Annotated in this window: 19 protein-coding genes; 16 read left to right on the top strand and 3 right to left on the bottom strand. The window is 65.8% G+C overall.

All coding sequences use genetic code 11. The features are described from left to right. Positions 1 to 188: 188 nt before the first annotated feature. Both AABE10_RS27450 and upp read right to left on the bottom strand, forming a co-directional pair. Complete coding sequence (locus tag AABE10_RS27450) at positions 189 to 917, bottom strand: YebC/PmpR family DNA-binding transcriptional regulator (RefSeq protein WP_342936356.1); 729 nt, start codon at positions 915 to 917, stop codon at positions 189 to 191. Positions 918 to 1,404: 487 nt separating this feature from the next. After that, the gene (gene upp, locus AABE10_RS27445; protein ID WP_090864440.1) at positions 1,405 to 2,055 is read right to left on the bottom strand and encodes a uracil phosphoribosyltransferase; all 651 of its coding nucleotides are present in this window, start codon (positions 2,053 to 2,055) and stop codon (positions 1,405 to 1,407) included. A 331-nt stretch (positions 2,056 to 2,386) separates the two neighbouring features. Here upp and AABE10_RS27440 point away from each other — a divergent pair, with 331 nt between their 5' ends. The 16 genes from AABE10_RS27440 to AABE10_RS27365 all read left to right on the top strand — a co-directional run bounded on the left by AABE10_RS27440 (position 2,387) and on the right by AABE10_RS27365 (position 19,392). Beyond that, complete coding sequence (locus AABE10_RS27440; protein ID WP_342936355.1) at positions 2,387 to 3,166, top strand: SDR family oxidoreductase; 780 nt, start codon at positions 2,387 to 2,389, stop codon at positions 3,164 to 3,166. Positions 3,167 to 3,247: 81 nt separating this feature from the next. Beyond that, positions 3,248 to 3,637: a methylglyoxal synthase gene (locus tag AABE10_RS27435; protein ID WP_152762372.1), complete on the top strand. Its 390-nt coding sequence runs from the start codon at positions 3,248 to 3,250 to the stop codon at positions 3,635 to 3,637. Between the two features lie 53 nt (positions 3,638 to 3,690). Then, entirely contained in the window at positions 3,691 to 4,665 is a 975-nt protein-coding gene (locus AABE10_RS27430; protein WP_342936354.1) for a quinone oxidoreductase, read from the top strand. Between the two features lie 174 nt (positions 4,666 to 4,839). Beyond that, entirely contained in the window at positions 4,840 to 4,953 is a 114-nt protein-coding gene (locus AABE10_RS27425) for a potassium ABC transporter ATPase (protein ID WP_090864435.1), read from the top strand. Continuing rightward, positions 4,950 to 5,042 (top strand): K(+)-transporting ATPase subunit F, encoded by a 93-nt coding sequence (gene kdpF, locus AABE10_RS27420; protein WP_342936353.1) that lies wholly within the window; start codon positions 4,950 to 4,952, stop codon positions 5,040 to 5,042. Before AABE10_RS27425 ends, kdpF begins: the two co-directional genes overlap by 4 nt. Further along, positions 5,039 to 6,844, top strand: coding sequence for a potassium-transporting ATPase subunit KdpA (kdpA, locus tag AABE10_RS27415; RefSeq protein WP_342936352.1), 1,806 nt, complete (start codon positions 5,039 to 5,041; stop codon positions 6,842 to 6,844). The genes kdpF and kdpA overlap by 4 nt, the downstream gene beginning before the upstream one ends. 57 nt (positions 6,845 to 6,901) lie before the next feature. Further along, positions 6,902 to 8,998 (top strand): potassium-transporting ATPase subunit KdpB, encoded by a 2,097-nt coding sequence (gene kdpB / locus AABE10_RS27410; protein ID WP_342936351.1) that lies wholly within the window; start codon positions 6,902 to 6,904, stop codon positions 8,996 to 8,998. Between the two features lie 37 nt (positions 8,999 to 9,035). After that, the gene (kdpC, locus tag AABE10_RS27405; RefSeq protein ID WP_342936350.1) at positions 9,036 to 9,617 is read left to right on the top strand and encodes a potassium-transporting ATPase subunit KdpC; all 582 of its coding nucleotides are present in this window, start codon (positions 9,036 to 9,038) and stop codon (positions 9,615 to 9,617) included. A 145-nt stretch (positions 9,618 to 9,762) separates the two neighbouring features. Continuing rightward, positions 9,763 to 12,696 carry a DUF4118 domain-containing protein gene (locus AABE10_RS27400; RefSeq protein WP_342936349.1) on the top strand — a complete coding sequence of 978 codons (2,934 nt, stop codon included), beginning with the start codon at positions 9,763 to 9,765 and terminating at the stop codon, positions 12,694 to 12,696. Continuing rightward, on the top strand, positions 12,693 to 13,391 hold the full coding sequence (kdpE, locus tag AABE10_RS27395) for a two-component system response regulator KdpE (protein WP_342936348.1): 699 nt from the start codon (positions 12,693 to 12,695) through the stop codon (positions 13,389 to 13,391). The genes AABE10_RS27400 and kdpE overlap by 4 nt, the downstream gene beginning before the upstream one ends. A 140-nt stretch (positions 13,392 to 13,531) precedes the next feature. Beyond that, on the top strand, positions 13,532 to 13,852 hold the full coding sequence (gene sugE, locus AABE10_RS27390; protein WP_342936347.1) for a quaternary ammonium compound efflux SMR transporter SugE: 321 nt from the start codon (positions 13,532 to 13,534) through the stop codon (positions 13,850 to 13,852). Positions 13,853 to 14,179: 327 nt separating this feature from the next. Next, the gene (locus tag AABE10_RS27385; protein WP_342936346.1) at positions 14,180 to 14,791 is read left to right on the top strand and encodes a DUF4126 domain-containing protein; all 612 of its coding nucleotides are present in this window, start codon (positions 14,180 to 14,182) and stop codon (positions 14,789 to 14,791) included. Positions 14,792 to 14,907: 116 nt separating this feature from the next. Beyond that, the gene (locus AABE10_RS27380; protein ID WP_342936524.1) at positions 14,908 to 17,397 is read left to right on the top strand and encodes an ABC transporter permease; all 2,490 of its coding nucleotides are present in this window, start codon (positions 14,908 to 14,910) and stop codon (positions 17,395 to 17,397) included. A gap of 87 nt (positions 17,398 to 17,484) precedes the next feature. Then, positions 17,485 to 17,895: a group II truncated hemoglobin gene (locus AABE10_RS27375; protein WP_342936345.1), complete on the top strand. Its 411-nt coding sequence runs from the start codon at positions 17,485 to 17,487 to the stop codon at positions 17,893 to 17,895. A 136-nt stretch (positions 17,896 to 18,031) separates the two neighbouring features. Continuing rightward, positions 18,032 to 18,763, top strand: a complete 732-nt coding sequence (locus tag AABE10_RS27370; protein ID WP_342936344.1) for an alanyl-tRNA editing protein — start codon at positions 18,032 to 18,034, stop codon at positions 18,761 to 18,763. Further along, positions 18,760 to 19,392 carry a DUF924 family protein gene (locus AABE10_RS27365; RefSeq protein ID WP_342936343.1) on the top strand — a complete coding sequence of 211 codons (633 nt, stop codon included), beginning with the start codon at positions 18,760 to 18,762 and terminating at the stop codon, positions 19,390 to 19,392. The genes AABE10_RS27370 and AABE10_RS27365 overlap by 4 nt, the downstream gene beginning before the upstream one ends. A gap of 48 nt (positions 19,393 to 19,440) precedes the next feature. On the opposite strand, the gene AABE10_RS27360 is transcribed toward AABE10_RS27365, so the two are convergent. Then, positions 19,441 to 20,397 (bottom strand): DUF1571 domain-containing protein, encoded by a 957-nt coding sequence (locus AABE10_RS27360; RefSeq protein ID WP_342936342.1) that lies wholly within the window; start codon positions 20,395 to 20,397, stop codon positions 19,441 to 19,443. Between the last annotated feature and the right edge of the window lie 98 nt (positions 20,398 to 20,495).

Raw genomic sequence — 20,495 nt, 5'->3', positions numbered from 1 at the left:
ATATCTGCCTCTACCTTCGCACAACGCGAACGCGACGCCTGTGATGCAGGCAACGGAACGGGACAATGTGGCGGAAATCGCCTGGATGCCGTGCAGTTGGTGCGCGCGTCGTGACGCGCCGGTGCAACGCGAGGGAAGCGGGGAGCGCCGCAACGGCCCGGACATGGGCGGCGCGCTCACCGTCGGCTTCACTCGTCGGCGATTGCCGCGTTTGTATAGACTTCCTGCACGTCGTCCAGATTTTCCAGCGCGTCGAGCAGCTTCTGCATCTTGACGGCGTCGTCGCCCGTGAACTCGACTTCCGTCTGCGGCTTCATCGTCACTTCAGCGACTTCCGCCTTAAAGCCAGCGGCTTCGAGCGCGCTCTTCACCTTCGGGAAATCGTTCGGCGGGCAGATCACTTCGATGCTGCCGTCGTCGTTCGTCACGACGTCGTCGGCGCCCGCTTCGAGCGCGGCTTCCATCAGCTTGTCTTCGGGCGTGCCGGGCGCGAACAGGAACTGGCCGACGTGATCGAACATGAACGACACCGAGCCGTCCGTGCCCATGTTGCCGCCGAATTTCGAGAACGCGTGGCGCACTTCCGCGACGGTGCGGGTGCGGTTGTCCGTCATCGTGTCGACGATGATGGCCGCGCCGCCGATGCCGTAACCCTCGTAGCGGATTTCCTCGTAGCTCGCGCCGTCGACGCCGCCCACGCCGCGCTGGATCGCGCGGTTGACGTTGTCCTTCGGCATGTTGGCGTCGTACGCCTTGTCGACGGCGAGCCGCAGACGCGGGTTCGAGTCGATGTCGCCGCCGCCCATGCGCGCCGCGACCTGGATTTCCTTGATGAGTCGCGTCCAGATCTTGCCTTTCTTGGCATCGGCCGCTGCTTTCTTATGCTTGATGTTGGCCCATTTCGAATGACCCGCCATACCTTTCTCCGTCGCGCGCGCCAGCGGGGCGCACGCATAGTGCAATAGTCGTTGCGATTTCGGGCGGCGGTGCGGATTCGCGCTCGCGCCTCGATGTCAGTCCGGTCGCACCCTGAAATGCGCCAGCATGGCGCCGTGAAAGCGTCGCGGGATCGACGGAACCGGCCAAAGCGCCGCAGTTGGCGTCGTCAGTACAGTAGCCGGTGAAGGCGCAAACCGGGGTAGGAATGCCGCAAAGCGATGCCAGCAGGGTGAGCTGTCCGTTCAATGGACAGAGCGCGATTTTATCATGCCGGGGGCACGCCTCTGAAGGGGCGGGATGCGGACTCGCACGGGGCGGCACGAGACTTTCCTTGCGGTGCCGCCCCGCGCGGCGATGTCCGTCGGCGCGTTGTCAGCCGCCGGGATTTCTCGGGCCGCTTTCGTCAGCGGCCGTTGTCAGCTATATCGTCAGCCGCATCATCAGCCGCATCGTCAGTGGCTTTCGTCAGTTCTTTGTGCCGAACAGCCGGTCGCCCGCGTCGCCGAGCCCCGGAATGATGTACGCATGCTCGTTCAGGTGCGAATCGAGCGACGCGACATACAGCTTCACATCCGGGTGCGCGTTCTGGAATACCTCGACGCCCTCCGGCGCGGCGACGAGCGCGAGGAACGAAATGTTCTCGCCCGCGACGCCGCGGCGCTTCAGCACGTCGATCGCGTGCACGGCCGAGTATCCCGTCGCGACCATCGGATCGCACAGGATGAAGATGCGGTCCTCCAGATCGGGCAGGCGCACCAGGTACTCGACGGGACGGTGAGCGTCGTCGCGATACACGCCGATATGGCCGACGCGCGCCGACGGGATCAGCTCGAGCAGCCCGTCCGACATGCCGACGCCCGCGCGCAGCACGGGCACGATCGCGAGCTTCTTGCCGGCGATCACGGGCGCGTCGATGTCGACGAGCGGCGTGCTCACGCGGCGAGTCGTCATCGGCAGGTTGCGGGTGATTTCATAGCCCATCAGCAGCGTGATTTCGCGCAGCAGCTCGCGGAACGTCCGCGTGGACGTGTCGCGGTCGCGCATGTGCGACAGCTTGTGCTGGATCAGCGGGTGATCGAGGATGAAAAGATTGGGAAAACGGCTGTCCTGAGTCATGACGTGGCGCCTCGCGGCGGTAAATGAGCTGTGCTGTCGATGGGGAGCGGCGCGGCGTATCGCGGCCTGTTTTGCAGCCCGGTTTCGCAGCCCGTATCGGGCAACGGTGGGCAACGAAGGACGGCGGACGCGTGCGCCTTGGCTGCGAGTTTACCGGAAGGGTGGCGGAAAGAGACTGGAGATTGTGGAAAGGAATCGCAGCGGAACGGAAGATGGACGGAAGCGAGCTCCGGCAGCGCCGCGTCGATTCTTCTAGAATCGGGGGACAGTTGACCGACCGCGAGCGCGACGCGTCCTCACGCATCGCGCGCAAGACAAAAGGAAAAAGCACATGGATCTGGGAATCGCAGGAAAGACTGCGCTGGTTTGCGCAGCGAGCAAGGGACTGGGACGCGGCTGCGCCGAGGCGCTGGCGGCGGAGGGCGTGAACGTGACGATCGTCGCGCGCACGGCGCAAACGCTCGAAGCGACGGCGGCCGGTATCCGCGCGAAAACGGGCGTCGACGTGAAGGCCGTGGCCTGCGACATCACCACGCCCGAAGGCCGTGCCGCAGCGCTCGCCGCGTGTCCGCAGCCGGACATCCTCGTCAACAACGCGGGCGGTCCCCCGCCCGGCGACTTTCGCAACTTCACGCACGACGACTGGATTCGCGCGCTCGAAGGGAACATGCTCACGCCGATCGAGCTGATCCGCGCGACCATCGACGGCATGATCTCGCGCGGCTTTGGCCGCGTCGTCAACATCACGAGCTCGTCGGTGAAGGCGCCCATCGACGTGCTCGGCCTGTCGAACGGCGCGCGCTCGGGCCTGACGGGCTTCGTCGCGGGCGTCGCGCGCAAGGTGGCGCCGCACGGCGTGACGATCAACAATCTGCTGCCGGGGCTGTTCGACACGGATCGCATCGCCGTGACGTTCGACGCGCAGGCGAAATCGCAGAACATTTCCGTCGACGAAGCGCGCGAGCAGCGCATGGCGACGATCCCCGCGCGCCGCTTTGGCACGCCCGACGAATTCGGCCGCGCGTGCGCGTTCCTGTGCAGCGTGCACGCGGGCTATATCACGGGACAGAACTGGCTGCTGGATGGCGGCGCTTATCCCGGCACGTTCTGAGCGTGCCGCGCGCTTTCGCAAACGCAACGACAACTACAACGCCCATAACGACCATAACGACAACACAAGAGGAGCAATGACATGACAACACGCGTCGCGCTGATCGCACACGATCACAAGAAGGACGACATCGTCAGGCTGGCGGGCGAATACGTCGACACGCTCGCGCGCTGCGAGCTGATCGCCACGGGCACGACGGGCTCGCGCATCGCCGATGCGCATGGGCTGAAGGTCGAGCGGATGCTGTCCGGCCCGAATGGCGGCGACTTGCAGATCGGCGCGCAACTCGCCGAAGGGCGGGTCGACGTGGTGATCTTCCTGCGCGATCCGATGACGCCGCAGCCGCACGAGCCGGACATCAACGCGCTGGTGCGCGCATGCGATGTGCACAATGTGCCGTGCGCGACGAACATCTCGACCGCGCGGATGATCCTCGACGATCTGACGCTGCGTTTTTCGCAGCAGGTCTGACGGCGTCGTCCGCGTTCATTCAGGCAGGCATCACGAACGAATCTGGAGAGAAAATGGTCAAGGCAATTCGATTCGACAAGACGGGCGGCCCCGAAGTGATGAAGTGGGTCGACGTCGAGGTAGGCGAGCCGGGCAACGGCGAAATCCGCATCAGGCAGCATGCGGTCGGTCTGAACTATATCGACGTGTATTTCCGCACGGGCCTGTATCCGCTGCCGCTGCCGGGCGGGCTCGGCATGGAGGCGGCGGGCGAGGTGCTCGCCGTGGGCGCGGGCGTGACGGGGCTGAAGGCCGGCGATCGCGTCGCGTATGTCGCGCGGCCGCCGGGCGCGTATGCGCAGGAGCGCGTACTGTCTGCCGCGCAGGTCGTGAAGCTGCCGGATGCGATCGGTTATGAAGACGCGGCGTCGGTGATGCTGCAAGGGCTGACGGCGCAGTACCTGTTGCGCCGCACGTACCCGGTGAAGGCCGGCGACACGATCCTGATCCAGGCCGCGGCGGGCGGCGTCGGCCTGCTTGTGTGCCAGTGGGCGAAGGCACTGGGCGCGACGGTGATCGGCACAGTCGGTTCCGACGAGAAGGCGGCCATCGCGAAGGCCCACGGCTGCGATCATCCCATCGTCTATACGCGCGAGAACTTCACGAAGCGCGTGCGCGAGATCACGAACGGCGCGGGCGTGCCCGTCGTGTATGACTCGATCGGCAAGGACACGTTTACGGCTTCGCTCGATTGCCTTGCGCCGCTCGGCATGTTCGTGAGCTTCGGCAATGCGTCGGGGCCGCTGCCGCCGATCGATTCGTCGGAATTCGCGGGACGCGGCTCGCTGTTCTTCACGCGGCCCACGCTGTTCACCTACATCGGCAAGCGCAGCGATTACGACGCGATGGCGGGCGAACTGTTCGACGTGATCGCGTCGGGCAAGGTCAAGACGAGCATCAACCAGCGCTACGCGCTCGCCGATGTGGGCAAGGCGCATGAGGATCTCGAAGCGCGCCGGACGACGGGGTCGACGGTTTTGCTGCCGTAAGGGATAAGGGGCTGCCGGGCTGCGCGCTCGAATAGAAGGCCGCTTCACGCTGGGCGTGAAGCGGCTTTTTCGTTTACACCTTTTTTACATCCCTCAACCAACCTTTGACCAACCCTTTATACCGATCGGCATAACGTTGCGGGCATCCATCGTCCAACATTTGGAGAACATGAAATGGATGTGCTGTACGTCGGGGGCATCGCGCTTTTCGCTGCGCTGACCTTTGGGTTGATCGCCGGATGCGAGCGGCTCACACGCTATGGCCGCGGTCAGGGAGCGCGCTCATGATCTGGGTCCTCTGGCTATCGGGGGCGGCGACCGCGCTGCTCTTCGCTTACCTCGTCTATGCGCTGCTGCGCGCGGAGGACATTGAATGAACTTCAACAATGTCCTGCAGCCGGCGATCTTCATCGTCGTGCTGCTTGCGCTGGCCGTGCCCGTCTCGCGCTATCTGACGCGCGTGATGGACGGCACGTCGCGCGTCGTCAAACTGGGCGGACCGCTCGAGCGTCTGCTGTACCGCGTCGCGGGCGTCGATCCGGCACACGAAATGAGCTGGAAGCAGTACGCGATCGCCACGATCGCGTTCAACGTATTGGGCGTCGTGTTTCTGTACGTGCTGCTGCGCGTGCAGGGATGGCTGCCCGGCAACCCGCAGCAGTTCGGCGCGATGACGGTAGACGGCGCGTTCAACACGGCCGTCAGCTTCGTCACCAACACGAACTGGCAGGACTACTCGCCGGAGCAGACGGTCGGCTATCTGACGCAGATGCTTGGCCTCACCGTGCAGAACTTCCTGTCGGCGGCGACGGGCATCGTCGTCGTGATCGCGCTGGTGCGCGGCTTCGCGCGACACACCGCGCAAACCATCGGCAACTTCTGGATCGACATCACGCGCGTGACGCTCTACGTGCTGCTACCGATGGCCGCGATCGTCGCGGCGCTGCTGATGAGCCAGGGCGTGATCCAGAACTTCGAGTCCTATCGGGAAGTGCCGACGCTGCAAACCACCACGTACCAGGCGCCGAAGGCGGACGCGCAAGGCAACGCGGTGAAGGACGCGAAAGGCAACCCCGTGATGGTCGATACGCCCGTCAAGTCGCAGACCATCGCGATGGGCCCCGTCGCCACGCAGGAAGCGATCAAGATGCTCGGCACGAACGGCGGCGGCTTCTTCAACGGCAACTCGGCGCATCCGTACGAGAACCCGACGCCGTTCTCGAACTTCGTGCAGATGCTCTCGATCCTGATCATTCCGGCCTCGCTGTGTCTCGTGTTCGGCCGCATGATCGGCGACGGCAAGCAGGGCGTCGCCGTGCTCGCGGTGATGACGATCGCGTTCGCCGTGAGCATCGCGGGCGAGATCGGCGCGGAGCAGAGCGGCAATCCCCTCTTCACGACGCTGCACGTCGATCAGTCCGCGAGCGCGCTCCAACCGGGCGGCAACATGGAAGGCAAGGAAACGCGCTTCGGCATCGCGCAGTCGGGCATCTTCACGGTCGCGACGACGGCGGCTTCGTGCGGCGCCGTCGCCAACACGCACGACTCGCTGACGCCGCTCGGCGGCCTCGTGCCGATGCTCCTGATGCAGCTCGGCGAAGTGATCTTCGGCGGCGTGGGTTCGGGTCTGTACGGGATGCTGGTGTTCGCGATGCTCGCCGTGTTCGTCGCGGGGCTGATGATCGGCCGCACGCCTGAATACGTCGGCAAGAAGATCGAAGCGTACGAGATGAAGATGGTGTCGATCGTCGTGCTGCTGACGCCGCTGCTGGTGCTCGTCGCGACGTCGATTGCCGTGCTCACCGATGCGGGCAAGGCAGGCATCCTGAATCCGGGCGCGCACGGCTTCTCCGAAATCCTCTATGCGTTCAGCTCGGCCGCCAACAACAACGGCAGCGCGTTCGCGGGCCTCACCGTGAGCACGCCGTTCTACAACTGGCTCACCGCGATTGCGATGTGGTTCGGCCGCTTCGGCACGATCGTTCCCGTGCTCGCGATCGCGGGCTCGCTCGCCGCGAAGAAGCGCATCGCAGTGACGGGCGGCACGCTGCCGACGCACGGTCCGCTCTTCGTCGTGCTGCTGCTCGGCACGGTGCTGCTGGTCGGCGCGCTGACGTACGTGCCCGCGCTCGCGCTCGGCCCCGGCGTCGAGCATCTGATGATGATCGCGGGTCATTGACGGACTGTCTGTGCCATGCAAAAGACGCACAAAACAGCGAAGCAATTAGAGGAAGAAATGACTGACCATTCTGCTACGCGGTCCATGTTCGATCCGGCGCTCGTGCGCCCCGCAATCGTGGACTCATTCAAGAAACTCAAGCCGCATACGCAGTTCCGCAACCCGGTGATGTTCTGCGTCTATGTCGGCAGCATCCTGACGACGATCCTCTGGATCGCCGCGCTCAACGGCCAGGCCGAGGCGCCCGCGGGCTTCATTCTCGCGGTGTCGCTGTGGCTGTGGTTCACGGTGCTGTTCGCGAACTTCGCCGAAGCGCTCGCCGAAGGGCGCTCGAAAGCGCAGGCGGCGTCGCTGCGCAGCGCGAAGAAAGACGTGATGGCGAAGAAGCTCAACGAGCCGCATCCGAAGTCGCCGATCCGCATCATGACGGCGTCCGATCTGCGCCGCGGCGATGTCGTGCTCGTCGAGACGGGCGACACGATTCCCGCCGACGGCGAAGTGATCGAAGGCGTCGCATCCGTCGACGAATCGGCGATCACGGGTGAATCCGCGCCCGTGATCCGCGAGTCGGGCGGCGACTTTTCGTCGGTGACGGGCGGCACGCGCGTGCTGTCCGACTGGATCGTCGTGCGCGTGACGGCCAATCCGGGCGAAGCGTTTCTCGACCGCATGATCGCGATGGTCGAAGGCGCGAAGCGTCAGAAGACGCCGAACGAAATCGCGCTGACCATTCTGCTGGTCGCGCTGACCATCGTTCTCCTGCTCGCGACCGCGACGCTCTTGCCGTTCTCGATGTTCTCGGTAGAAGCGGCTCATTTGGCAAATTCGGCGGGGCATGTCGTGACGATCACGGCGCTCGTCGCGCTGCTCGTGTGCCTGATTCCGACGACGATCGGCGGCCTGTTGTCGGCGATCGGCGTCGCGGGCATGAGCCGCATGATGCAGGCGAACGTGATCGCGACGTCGGGCCGCGCGGTCGAAGCGGCAGGCGACGTCGACGTGCTGCTGCTCGACAAGACGGGCACGATCACGCTCGGCAACCGCCAGGCGTCGGCCTTCATTCCCGCGTCGGGCGTGACGGAAGAAGCCCTCGCCGATGCCGCGCAACTGTCGTCGCTCTCCGACGAAACACCGGAAGGCCGCAGCATCGTCGTGCTCGCGAAGCAGCGCTTCAATATCCGCCAGCGCGACATGGGCACGCTGCATCCCATCTTTCTCGCGTTCAGCGCGCAGACGCGCATGAGCGGCGTCGATCTGCCTGGCCGCGAAATCCGCAAGGGCGCAGCCGATGCCGTGAAGCATTACGTCGAAGCGCACGGCGGCCGCTTTCCGGTCGATGTGTCGACTGCGGTGACGGAGGTCGCGCGGCGCGGCAGCACGCCGCTCGTGGTTGCCGGGAAGGACGAGGGTGGCGCGCGCGTGATGGGGGTGATCGAGCTGAAGGACGTGGTGAAGGGCGGCATCAAGGAGCGTTTTGCCGAGCTGCGCAAAATGGGCATCAAGACCGTGATGGTGACGGGCGACAACCGGCTGACGGCCGCGGCGATTGCTGCGGAAGCGGGCGTCGACGATTTCCTTGCGGAAGCGACGCCGGAAGCGAAGCTGACGACGATTCGCGCGCATCAGGCCGAAGGGCGGCTTGTCGCGATGACGGGCGACGGCACCAACGATGCTCCCGCGCTCGCGCAAGCCGATGTGGCCGTCGCGATGAATACGGGCACGCAGGCCGCGAAGGAGGCGGGCAACATGGTCGACCTCGATTCGAATCCGACGAAGCTGATCGAGATCGTCGAGATCGGCAAGCAGATGCTGATGACGCGCGGGTCGCTGACGACGTTCTCGATTGCGAACGACGTCGCGAAGTATTTTGCGATCATCCCCGCGGCGTTCGCGACGACGTACCCGGCGCTGAACGCGCTGAACGTGATGCATCTGGCGACGCCCACGTCCGCGATCATGTCCGCTGTGATCTTCAACGCGCTGATCATCGTGCTGCTGATTCCGCTCGCGCTCAAGGGCGTGAAGTACCGGCCGCTCGGCGCGGCGATCCTGTTGCGCCGCAATCTGCTGGTCTATGGCCTGGGCGGCATCATCGTGCCGTTCTTCGGGATCAAGCTGATCGACATGGTGCTGGCCGCGTTCGGCTGGGTGTGATGCGCACGGTGATAGACAGATAAAAGGAAGTTGAATCATGAAATCGCTTTTTCGTCCGATGCTCGTGATCTTCGCCGTGTTGACGGCGCTCACGGGTCTCGCGTATCCCGCCGTGATGACGGCGTTCGGCCAGGCCGTCTTTCACGACAAGGCCAACGGCAGTCTGATCGAGCACGACGGCAAGGTGGCCGGCTCGCGGCTGATCGGCCAGCAGTTCGACGCGCCGCAGTACTTCTGGGGCCGCCTCTCGGCGACGACGCCGATGCCGTACGACGCGAAAGGTTCGAGCGGCTCGAATCTGGGCCCGATCAACCCGGCGCTCGCCGATGAAACGAAGGGCCGTCTCGCGGCCTTGCAGGCGGCGGGGCATTTGCCTGCCGGGGTGGCTGTTCCCGTCGATCTCGTGACTTCGTCGGGTAGTGGGCTTGATCCCGAGATTTCGCCTGCGGCGGCCGCATATCAGGTCGAGCGGGTTGCCGCTGCACGGCAGATGAATGCTAACGACGTTGCGGCGCTGGTTGACCGCTATACAAGCCGTCGGCAGTTTGGTTTGTTCGGTGAGGCGCGGGTGAATGTACTCGAGTTGAATCTTGCGCTTGATGAGGTGCAGCACGGCTGATTGAAGTGTCTGCGACGGCGTTTCGTTGTGGTGTTCTTGCCTTTGCGCTGGCATCCGTGACGAGGGCAAAAAACCAACGCGTCGCAGACGAACAAAAAAACATGCCACCATACCCGCACGAAAGTGCAAACAAACACGCCATGCTATGTCCCGCCCCGACCCCGACGAACTCCTCGACAAACTCCAGCGCGAAGAAGAAAAACGCCAGCGCGGCAAGCTGAAGATTTTCTTCGGCGCATCAGCGGGCGTCGGCAAGACCTATGCAATGCTGCTCGCCGCGCGCCGTCGCAAGGAAGAAAGTGTCGATGTCGTCGTCGGCATCGCGGAAACGCATGGCCGCAGCGAAACAGCGGCGCTGCTCGAAGGGCTCGACGTCCTGCCGCTCGCCCGCATCGAATACCGCAACAGGCTGCTGGCCGAATTCGATCTCGATGCCGCGCTCGAACGCAAGCCGCAACTGATCCTCGTCGACGAACTCGCGCATTCGAACCGGGCCGCGCCAGGCGTGCAGGGCGCGCGCCACGCGAAGCGCTGGCAGGACGTGTACGAACTGCTCGACGCGGGCATCGACGTCTATACGACCGTCAACGTCCAGCACCTCGAAAGCCTCAACGACGTCGTCGGCCAGATCACGGGCATCCGCGTGTGGGAGACCGTGCCCGATCGCGTGTTCGACAGCGCGGACGAAGTGACGCTCGTCGACTTGCCCGCCGAAGAGCTGCTCGACCGCATGCGCGACGGCAAGGTCTACATGCCGCAGCAGGCCGAGCGCGCGGTGCGCAACTTTTTTCGCAAGGGCAATCTGATCGCACTGCGCGAACTGGCGCTGAGGCGCACGGCGGATCGCGTCGATGCGCAGATGCGCGAGTACCGCGCGGACCGTTCGATCCAGCGCATCTGGCAGGCGCGCGAACGTCTGCTGGTCTGCGTCGGGCCCGGCCCCGAAGCGCCGCTGCTGGTGCGCGCGGCGGCGCGTCTCGCGGCGAGCCTGAAGGCCGACTGGATCGCCGTCTATGTCGAGACGCCGAAGCTTCAACGTCTCCCCGATGCGCACCGCAAGCGCACGCTCGACGCGCTGAAGCTCGCCGCCGAACTCGGCGCGGAAACGGCGACGCTCGCGGGCGCGGATGCCGTCTCGACGCTGATCGGCTATGCGCGCGTGCGCAACGTGTCGAAGCTGGTCGCGGGCGGCTCGGCAGCGATCGGCTTCGCGCGCTGGCTGCGCCGGCCGTTCGGCGAGCGTCTCGCGGAACGCGCAAGCGATCTCGATCTCACGCTGATCCGCGCGAGCAGCGATGAAACTGGACCGACGAAGGGCCCGACGCGCGACCGCCGCGCCGACGAAGAAGTGCGCGCTTGGCGCGAAGCGTTGAGCGTCGCGCACGACCGCCATTCGCCGCCGCGCAGCTACGCATGGGCGCTCGCGATCTGCGCGGGCGTGACCCTGGTCGCGAGCCAGCTGATCGATCGCATCGATCTCGCGAACCTCGTGATGCTGTATCTGCTCGGCGTGATCTTCACGGCGGTGAAGCTCGGCCGCGGACCGGGCGTGATGCTGTCGTTCCTCTCCGTCGCGGCGTTCGATTTCTTCTTCGTGCCGCCGCGCATGTCGTTCTCCGTCAGCGATACGCAATACCTGCTGACGTTCCTCGGCATGCTGCTCACTTCACTCGTGATCGGCCATCTGACGTCGACGTTGCGGCGTGAAGCAAGCGTCGCGCGCCGACGCGAGCAGCGCACGAGCGCGATGTACGCGATGGCGCGCGAACTGGCGGCCGCGCTGACGACGGAGCAGATCGTCGGCATTGGCAGCCGGCACGTGAGCGAGGTGTTCCGCGCGCGCGTCGCGGTGCTCTTGCCCGATAGCGCCGATCAGGTGAAGCAGAAGATCGACGATCCCGACGTGAGCATCATGCTCGATGCCGCTTCCCTCGACGTCGACGTCGGCCAGTGGGTCTACGACCAGCAGAAGCCGGCGGGCCACGGCACCGATACGCTGCCTGCCGCGAAGGCGCTCTATTTGCCGCTGCGCGCGCCGATGCGCACGCGCGGCGTGCTCGCCGTCGCGACGCAGGACGAGCGCGAACTCGACGTGCCCGAGCAGCAGCGCATGCTCGACGCGTTCGCCGCGCAGATCGCGCTGGCACTGGAGCGCGTGCATTACGTCGATATCGCGCGCGATGCGCTCGTCAGCATGGAGTCCGAGCGGCTGCGCAACTCGCTGCTCTCGGCGATTTCGCACGATCTGCGCACGCCGCTCACAGCCATCGTCGGCTTTTCGTCGATGCTCGCCGCACAGCGCGACGCGTCTGCCGACGGCGCGAATGCGGCGCAAGGCGAACTCGTCGATGCGATCCACGAAGAAGCGCTGCGCATGACGGGCATCGTCACGAACCTGCTCGACATGGCGCGTCTGCAGGCGGGCAGCCTGAAGCTGAACCGGCAATGGTCGCTGCTCGAAGAGACGGTCGGCTCGGCGCTGCGGGACTGCAAGCGCACGCTCGCGCGGCATCCCGTGCAGGTCGCGCTGCCCGCCGATCTGCCGTTGCTGCAGATCGACGCCGTGCTGCTGGAGCGTCTCTTCGCGAACCTGTTCGAAAACGCGGCAAAGTATGTGCCGCCCGATACGCCGCTCATGATCGGCGCGCAGCGCATCGACGAGAACGACAAGCCGTTCGTGCGCGTGACCGTCGACGATAGCGGCCCCGGTCTGCCGCCCGGCATGGAAACGCGCATCTTCGAGAAATTCACGCGCGGCGAGAAGGAATCGGCGAAGCCGGGCATTGGACTCGGGCTCGCGATCTGCCGCGCGATCGCCGAGGCCCATGGGGGTAGAATCGGCGCGGCCAACCGCGTCGCCGCCGATGGACGCGTCGAGGGCGCGCGCTTCTGGTTCACGCTGCCCATCGGGACGCCGCCGCCCGGACCCGACGATGCGGCATGCGCGCTCCCGGAGCCGGACGAAGCCGCCGATGCCGCCGAAGCCGCGCCTGACGCAACGCAAGCGCCCGACACTCGCAAAGCGACGGAACCGCATAATCGACAGCAAGCCGACACGCATCCGCATACCCATTCATGAGTGACCCGAGCATCACCGTTGTACTGATCGAGGACGAGCAGCAGATCCGCCGCTTCGTGCGCGCGTCGCTGGAAGGCGAGGGCATCGTCGTGCACGACGCGCCGACGGGCAAGCAGGGGCTGATCGAAGCGGCCACGCGCAAGCCCGATCTCGTGATCGTCGATCTCGGCCTGCCCGACACCGATGGGCTCGACGTGATTCGCGAACTGCGCGGCTGGAGCGGGCTGCCTGTGATCGTGCTATCGGCGCGTACCCAGGAAAGCGAGAAGGTGGCCGCGCTCGACGCGGGCGCCGACGATTACCTGACCAAGCCGTTCGGCGTCTCCGAACTGCTCGCGCGGATTCGCGCGCATCTGCGCCGGCGCAATCAGGGCGGCGCGAACGAAACGCCGCAAGTGCATTTCGGCGGCGTGACCGTCGATCTCGCGCTGCGCCGGGTCTCGCGCAACGGCGAGCCCGTGCATCTGACGCCGCTCGAATACCGGCTCCTCGCGACGCTCGTGCGCCACGCGGGTCGCGTGCTCACGCACCGGCAACTGTTGCGCGATGTGTGGGGGCCGTCGCATGTCGAAAGCCATCACTATCTGCGTATCTACATGGCGCACCTGCGACAGAAGCTCGAACGCGATCCCGCGCAGCCCGAGCACATCGTGACGGAGACGGGCGTCGGCTACCGGCTCGTGGGCGTCGCGTGAGGCGGTTGCGTCGCCATATCCGCCGGCGTATGGCGAACGGCGAATTGGCGCCTATCTTGATATAATTGCGCCCGGCAAGGACGACCTTGCTGCATCCGCTTTCAACGGGGACGGCCCCACTCACACTGGGAGTTCGTCTCGTGTCCTGGATTCTTCTCTTTATCGCCGGTCTGCTGGAAGTTGCGTGGGCGGCCGGTCTCAAGTCATCCGAAGGTTTCACCCGTTTCTGGCCGTCGGTGTTCACCATCGTGACGGCGCTCGGCAGCTTCGTGCTGCTCGCGATGGCCATGCGCCAGTTGCCGCTCGGCACCGCTTACGCCGTCTGGACGGGCATCGGCGCCGTCGGCGCGTTCATTTTCGGCATCGTGATGATGGGCGAGGCCGTGACGGCCGCGCGGGTCGGCAGCGCAGTGCTGATCGTCGTCGGACTGATCGGACTCAAGCTGTCGTCGGGGCACTGAGCGCGCTGATCGTTCTGCGCGCCGGCCGGCTATCGGCCTGTCGCCGGAGCGGCGTCCATCCGCGCACACCCGGCCCACGCCCGATCCACACCCGTCGCCGGCACGCCCGTTCAAAAAAGTGCCGCAAACATGCCACAAATGCCCGCAAAGCGCATGCGGCCGGCGAATCGACGTGGCTATAATGAGACGGAAATCATCCTGAAATTGCTCCGCGCGGCCTTGATGCGCGGATCCGGCGGCTTCGGCACGGCGGAGCCCCCTGGCTTCCTGGTCCCGAGCGCAGGCTGCTGGAACTGACGGCACGCGACGCGCGCCTCGGAGGCGGCCATGCTTGAACCTCTTTCGCTTGCGGCGGGCCTGTCGTGGGGCAGCGGCTTGCGTCTGTACCTGACCGTGCTGATCGCGGGCGTATTCGGACGCACCGGCATCATCCATCTGCCCGATACGCTGTCCGTACTGCAGTCGCCCTGGGTGATCGGCGCGGCGGCCGTCTTGACCCTCGCTGAATTTCTCGCCGACAAGATCCCCGCGTTCGACTCGCTGTGGGACGCGATCCATACGTTCATCCGCATTCCGGCGGGCGCGGTGCTGGCCGTCGGCGCGCTCGGCCACGCCGATCCGTCGCTGATGACGATCGCCGCGCTGGCGGGCGGCACGCTCGCGGGCGCGTCGCATCTGACGAAGGCGGGCACGCGCGCGCTGATCAACCTGTCGCCGGAGCCGGTGTCGAACGTCGTCACGTCGGCGGCCGAGGACGGGCTCGTGTTCGGCGGGCTGTTGCTCGCGCTGTTCGTCCCCGTGCTGTTCCTCGTGCTGCTCGTGGGCTTTCTGGTGCTCGCAAGCTGGGCGCTGCCGCGTCTGTGGCGCGGCGTGCAGGGCGGCTTTCGCGGCATGGCGACGCACATGGTGTCGCGACTCGCGAGGAGCCGACACGATTGAGCGAAGCCGAACGCGTCACCACTCAGGCTACCCCCGCGCTTCCGCCTGAACGCCCCAGGCGGCCTGCATCCGCCCACCGGCTGTCGCTGGGCCATCTGCTGCATCAATCGTTGCGCATGACGGCGCGCGACTGGCGCGCGGGCGAGCTGACGATGCTGCTGTTTGCGCTGGTGCTGGCCGTGGCGGCGCTGTCGAGCGTCGGCTTTCTCGCGGACCGCCTGCATCAGGGGCTCGAACGCGACGCACGGCGCATGATCGCCGCCGATTTCGTGGTCCGCGCCGATCATCCCGTCGATGCGCAATTCGCGCAAAAGGCCAGGGCGCTCGGCCTCGAAACGGCGACGACGGCGATCTTCCCCAGCATGGTCAACTCGACGGCGGCGCAGCCCGTCTCGCGGCTCGCGGCGGTGAAGGCCGTGTCGCCGGGCTATCCGCTGCGCGGCGCGTTGCGGATCGCGCTCGCGCCCGGCGCCCGTGATCGCGAAGTGCGCGGCATTCCGCCGCCCGGCGACGTATGGGTCGATCAGCAACTGCTCGACGCGCTGAAGGTGCGTATCGGCGACAAGGTCAAGGTCGGCGGGCGCGACTTCACGATCGGCGCGTTGATCACGCGCGAACTGGACCGCGGCTTCGCGTTCGTCAATTTTTCGCCGCGCCTGATGATGCGCGCCGACGATCTCGCGTCGACGGGACTGCTCGGCTACGGCAGCCGCGTCACGTACCGGCTGCTGGTGGCGGGCGGCGACAAGCCCGTTGCGTCGTTCGCGACATGGGCGCACGAGCGCGTCGACAACGGCAAGATGCGCGGCGTCGCGCTGGAGTCGTTGCGGGACGGCCAGCCGCAGGTACGCGAGACGCTCGATCGCGCGAGCCACTTTCTCACGCTCGTGTCGCTGCTGACGGCGCTGCTCGCCGCCGTCGCGATTGCGATGGCCGCGCATCGCTACATGCGCCGGCATCTCGACAGTTGCGCGGCGATGCGCTGCCTCGGCGCGAGCCAGCGGACCTTGCGCGCGCTATTCGTGTTCGAATTCGCCGGGCTCGGTTTGCTCGGCGGCATCGCGGGCGTCGTGCTCGGCTTCGGCGGGCATCTCGCGCTGTTCTGGTGGCTCGGCAGCCTGATCGACGTGACGCTGCCGTATCCGACCATCTGGCCCGCGCTCGAAGGCATCGCCGCCGGTCTCGTGCTGCTGATCGGCTTTGCGCTGCCGCCGCTGTTGCCGCTCACGCATGTGCCGCCCGTGCGCGTGCTGCGCCGCGAGTGGGGCGAAGAAGGGCGCACCGCGTGGGCCGCATACGCGCTCGGCATCGCGCTGTTCGCGGGCTTGCTGATTCTGGCGGCGGGCGAGCTGAAGCTCGGCGGCATCGTCGCGGGCGGTTTCGCGGGCGGCCTTCTGGTGTTCGCGCTGATCGCGCGCGCCGCGTTGTGGAGCCTGTCGCGCATGGTGCGCAGCGAGCGCTTTCATATCGGCGTCGGCTGGCGCTATGCGCTCGCGTCGCTGGAGCGGCGCGCGAACGCGAGCGCGCTGCAGATCACCGCGCTCGCGATCGGCCTGATGTGCCTGCTGCTGATCGCGATGACGCGCAACGACCTGATCGAAGGCTGGCATCGCTCGACGCCGCCCGACGCGCCGAACGAGTTCATCATCGACATTCAGCCCGACCAGCGCGATGCGATCACGCAGTATCTGGGCGCGCACGGCTTTGCGGGCATCGACCTGGCGCCGATGGTGCGCGGCCGTCTGGTCGCGATCGACAACAAGCCCGTCAACCCGAACGACTACAAGAGCGAGGACGCGCGCCGTCTTGTCGATCGCGAGTTCAACCTGTCGTACACGACGCAACTGCCCGACGACAACCGGATCGTATCGGGCGAGTGGTACGGCAATGCGTCGAAACCGCAGATTTCGATCGAGCAGGGACTCGCGAAACTGCTCGACGTGAAGGTCGGCGACACGATGCGCTTCGACGTGACGGGCCTGCAAATCGAGGCGCCCGTGACGAGCGTGCGCAAGCTCGACTGGGGTTCGTTCAAGGTCAACTTCTTCGTCGTGATGCCGCCCGCCGCGCTGAAGGACTATCCCGCGACGTTCATCACGAGCTTCCATGTGCCGCCCGAGCAGCACACGGTGATCGACGGGCTGATCGGCCAGTATCCGAATCTCACCGCGATCGATACGGCGCCAATCCTCGCGCAGGTGCAGCGCGTGATCGGCCAGGTGATCGGCGCGGTGCAGTTCCTGTTCGCGTTCACGCTTATCGCGGGCGTGCTCGTGCTGTACGCGGCGCTGGCGGGCACACGCGACGAGCGTATGCGAGAATCGGCGCTCCTGCGCGCGCTCGGCGCATCGCACCGGCAGGTGAGGGCGGTGCAGATTGCGGAGTTCGTGGTGGTCGGCGCGCTGTCGGGGCTAATGGCAGCGCTCGGCTCGCAGCTGATCGGTTTCATACTCGCGACGCGTGTGTTCGATTTCACGATCGAATTCAATCCGTGGCTGCTGCCGACGGGCATCGCGGCGGGCGTCGCGTGCGCGGCCGTCGGCGGCTGGATCAGCTTGCGCCATGTGCTGATGCGGCCGGCGCTGCAATCGCTGCGCGACGCGTGAGAAACGTGTAAACAACACGCGTCCTTTGATGCATCGGCGCGACCGCGCGATGCCTTTTGTGTTCCTTTTGAATGTGTAGTTGCCCGTATGACTGATCCGATTGACGAAGCACCGTCGCAGCCGACGGCCTTCGAACTGGTGGGCGGCGAAGCGCGCGTGCGCGAGCTCGTCGACCGTTTCTACGACCTGATGGACCTCGAGGCCGACTTCGCCGGCATTCGCAAGCTGCATCCGCCGACGCTCGAAGGCTCGCGCGACAAGCTGTTCTGGTTCCTGTGCGGCTGGCTCGGCGGCCCCGATCACTACATCAGCCGCTTTGGCCATCCGCGTCTGCGCGCGCGGCATCTGCCGTTTCAGATCGCATCGGGCGAGCGCGACCAGTGGTTGCGCTGCATGGCGTGGGCGATGGAAGACGTCGGCCTGTCCGAGCCGCTGCGCGAGCGTCTGCTGCATTCGTTCTTCGATACGGCTGACTGGATGAGAAATCATCCCGGCTGATGTGTCGCGCATCGTGAAAGCGTCGCGTCCAAACGCCCGGTACAGTTCCGTCACGCGCCCTTCGATGTGAACGCTGCGGACATTGGCGATCCCGGCATAATGTCCGCTGGCACGACGAAAAAAGAAGGAGACACCCATGAAAACGCGCGCGCTCTTTCGCGACGACGCCTATCTGACGCACTGCGACGCGTCCATTACCGCGATCGACGAACAGGGCATCCATCTCGATCAGACCGTGTTCTATCCGCTCGGCGGCGGCCAGGCGGGCGACGCGGGCATCCTGACGCTCGCCGACGGCACGCGCATCGCGATCGCCGATACGCGCAAGGCGGCATTCGAACGCGCGACGCCCGACGACGCCGTCCACGTTCCCGCGCCCGGCCAGGAAGCGCTGCTCGCGCGGCTCGCCGTCGGACAGCAGGTGACGGCGCAGATCGACTGGGAGCGGCGCTATCGGCACATGCGGCTGCACACGGCGAGTCACCTGATGTGCGCGGTGCTGCCGTATCCCGTCGACGGTTGCAGCATCACGTCCGCGTACGCGCGCCTCGACTTCGCGACCGTCGAGCCGATCGAACGCGAGCAGGTCGAAGCGCGGCTCGCGGAACTGGTGGGCGGCGCGCACGACGTCGCAACGCAATGGATCACCGACGACGAAATGACCGCGCGCCCCGAACTCGTGCGCACGATGAGCGTGAAGCCGCCGATGGGGCTGGGGCGCGTGCGGCTGCTGCGCATCGAAGGCGTCGACCTGCAGCCGTGCGGCGGCACGCATGTGCGCAACACGCAGGAGATCGGCGCGCTGCGCGTCGCGAAGCTGGAAAAGAAGAGCGCGCGCACGCGACGGCTGGTGCTGGAGTTCGCATGAGCGCGCGCTACGACGGCGCCGGGTCGGCGCAAGGCGACTACGCGTCGCTCGATGCGCGCGCGCGCGATGTGCTCGACTGCTGGTTCGGCGTGCCCGGCTCCGACGAATACGGCACTGACCGCAAGTGCTGGTTCAAGCGCAGCGACGCATTCGACGCGATGCTGCGCGAGCGCTTCGGCGCGCTGATCGAAGCGGCGCTCGCGCACGAACTCGACGCGTGGCTCGCTACGCCGCTCGGGTCGCTCGCGCTCGTGATCGTGCTCGATCAGTTCACGCGCAACTGTCATCGGCATACGGCGCGCATGTATGACGGCGATGCGCAAGCGGCCGGCATCGCGCGCCGGATGGTCGAAGAGGGCAGCGACCTGTTGCTGCCGACCGTCTATCACCGCGCATTCGCATACATCCCGTTCGAGCACGACGAAACGCTGGAAGGCCAGCGCGAAGGCGTGCGCCTGTACGCGCTGCTCGAAACGCAAGGGCTGGACCCATCGTATGCGCGCTCGGCCGCGCGGCATGCGGAGATCGTCGAACGCTTCGGGCGATTTCCACATCGCAATGCGCTGCTCGGCCGTCCTTCCACCGATGATGAAATCGCGTTCCTGCGTGAGCCGGGGTCATCGTTCTGAGCGTTACGGGTAGAAGATCGGTTAGAAGTCCGTGACCGGTAAGGTCGCTCAGAACCGGTAGGCAGGATTCTTCGGATCGAAAGTCGCCGCATCGAACGTCTTCGGCGTCACGCTTTCCAGCACGATCTTCTCGAACAACTGCCCGTCGTCGCCGTATGCCTCGACCGTGCGAAAGTAAGGCCAGCGCAAATCGAGTCCGAGCGTCTTCTTCTTCGCGTAGAACCCTGACGCTCCGTTTTTGACCTCGTAGCTGAGCGCGATCACGCGCACGCCGTCGATCGTTCGCACCTCGACACTCTGCGGCCGCAGCGCGCCGGCATCCGCGTATTTTGTCGCTTCGTCGACGAATTGCGTCGCGATGAACTCGGTGCCGAGATCGCGCACGGAATGATTCGACTGCGCTCGCGCGAGCGAGCCGTCGATCGACGTCCAGATGGGCATGATGTTCAACACGCCCCCGAGATGCCCATACATCGCGTCGCTGCGCTTCGTCTCGTCGTAGATCGCTTCCTGTCCCGCGTGCGGGCCGTCGGGCAGCCACGTCATGTAGATGCGCAGCGGTTCGCGCGTCATCCGCACGAGCATGTGATCGGGCCGCGCCGTCCATTCGCCCTTGATGCGCTCCTGACGACGCATCGTGAACTCATACGACGGATAACCGTTCGGCCCTTCCTTCACATAGCGCGGCACCGTCTGCGGATCGAGCGCTGAGAAGAGCGCAACCAGTTGGGCGTCGTCGAGCCTGGCGAGCGCCCCTGTTTGCGCGGCTTGACGCAGCCAGCGCACCTGCTGGTCGACGGCGAGCTTGCCCACGAGCGCGGGTGCAGTGTCGGCCGTTCGCGTGTCCGTGGCTTGCGCCAGCGCCAGCGCCGGATGAACGGCGCACGACGCTATCGCGGTGAACGCGACGTTCATCAGCCATCGCTTCGCGCGCCGTGAGCGCCGTCTGTCCGCGCCGCGAATCGGTTGGCCAAAGCCAGTGTCTTGCACGATGAAGTTCTCCATGTCGACGGTCTTTGCGCAGTCGCGCCTGTTTGAAAAACCACTAGTCTCATCGATATTCTTCTAGGAAGCTGTAGGAATACTTTGGAATTCGAATGAAA

The organism is Paraburkholderia diazotrophica (assembly GCF_038900755.1).
Taxonomy (GTDB): Bacteria; Pseudomonadota; Gammaproteobacteria; order Burkholderiales; family Burkholderiaceae; genus Paraburkholderia; species Paraburkholderia diazotrophica_A.
The sequence above is the reverse complement of the archived record's forward strand: the minus strand, read 5'-3'. Positions and strand labels throughout refer to the sequence as shown.

What these genes read in the sequence shown, in the direction of transcription:
- upp (WP_090864440.1), bottom strand. Translation starts at nt 2,055, where the DNA reads ATGACTCAGGACAGCCGTTTTCCCAATCTTTTCATCCTCGATCACCCG.
- AABE10_RS27360 (WP_342936342.1), bottom strand. Translation starts at nt 20,397, where the DNA reads ATGGAGAACTTCATCGTGCAAGACACTGGCTTTGGCCAACCGATTCGC.
- AABE10_RS27435 (WP_152762372.1), top strand. Translation starts at nt 3,248, where the DNA reads ATGACAACACGCGTCGCGCTGATCGCACACGATCACAAGAAGGACGAC.
- kdpA (WP_342936352.1), top strand. Translation starts at nt 5,039, where the DNA reads ATGAACTTCAACAATGTCCTGCAGCCGGCGATCTTCATCGTCGTGCTG.
- AABE10_RS27430 (WP_342936354.1), top strand. Translation starts at nt 3,691, where the DNA reads ATGGTCAAGGCAATTCGATTCGACAAGACGGGCGGCCCCGAAGTGATG.
- AABE10_RS27450 (WP_342936356.1), bottom strand. Translation starts at nt 917, where the DNA reads ATGGCGGGTCATTCGAAATGGGCCAACATCAAGCATAAGAAAGCAGCG.
- kdpF (WP_342936353.1), top strand. Translation starts at nt 4,950, where the DNA reads ATGATCTGGGTCCTCTGGCTATCGGGGGCGGCGACCGCGCTGCTCTTC.
- AABE10_RS27365 (WP_342936343.1), top strand. Translation starts at nt 18,760, where the DNA reads ATGAGCGCGCGCTACGACGGCGCCGGGTCGGCGCAAGGCGACTACGCG.
- kdpE (WP_342936348.1), top strand. Translation starts at nt 12,693, where the DNA reads ATGAGTGACCCGAGCATCACCGTTGTACTGATCGAGGACGAGCAGCAG.
- AABE10_RS27385 (WP_342936346.1), top strand. Translation starts at nt 14,180, where the DNA reads ATGCTTGAACCTCTTTCGCTTGCGGCGGGCCTGTCGTGGGGCAGCGGC.
- AABE10_RS27425 (WP_090864435.1), top strand. Translation starts at nt 4,840, where the DNA reads ATGGATGTGCTGTACGTCGGGGGCATCGCGCTTTTCGCTGCGCTGACC.
- AABE10_RS27375 (WP_342936345.1), top strand. Translation starts at nt 17,485, where the DNA reads ATGACTGATCCGATTGACGAAGCACCGTCGCAGCCGACGGCCTTCGAA.
- AABE10_RS27400 (WP_342936349.1), top strand. Translation starts at nt 9,763, where the DNA reads ATGTCCCGCCCCGACCCCGACGAACTCCTCGACAAACTCCAGCGCGAA.
- AABE10_RS27440 (WP_342936355.1), top strand. Translation starts at nt 2,387, where the DNA reads ATGGATCTGGGAATCGCAGGAAAGACTGCGCTGGTTTGCGCAGCGAGC.
- kdpC (WP_342936350.1), top strand. Translation starts at nt 9,036, where the DNA reads ATGAAATCGCTTTTTCGTCCGATGCTCGTGATCTTCGCCGTGTTGACG.
- kdpB (WP_342936351.1), top strand. Translation starts at nt 6,902, where the DNA reads ATGACTGACCATTCTGCTACGCGGTCCATGTTCGATCCGGCGCTCGTG.
- AABE10_RS27370 (WP_342936344.1), top strand. Translation starts at nt 18,032, where the DNA reads ATGAAAACGCGCGCGCTCTTTCGCGACGACGCCTATCTGACGCACTGC.
- AABE10_RS27380 (WP_342936524.1), top strand. Translation starts at nt 14,908, where the DNA reads ATGACGGCGCGCGACTGGCGCGCGGGCGAGCTGACGATGCTGCTGTTT.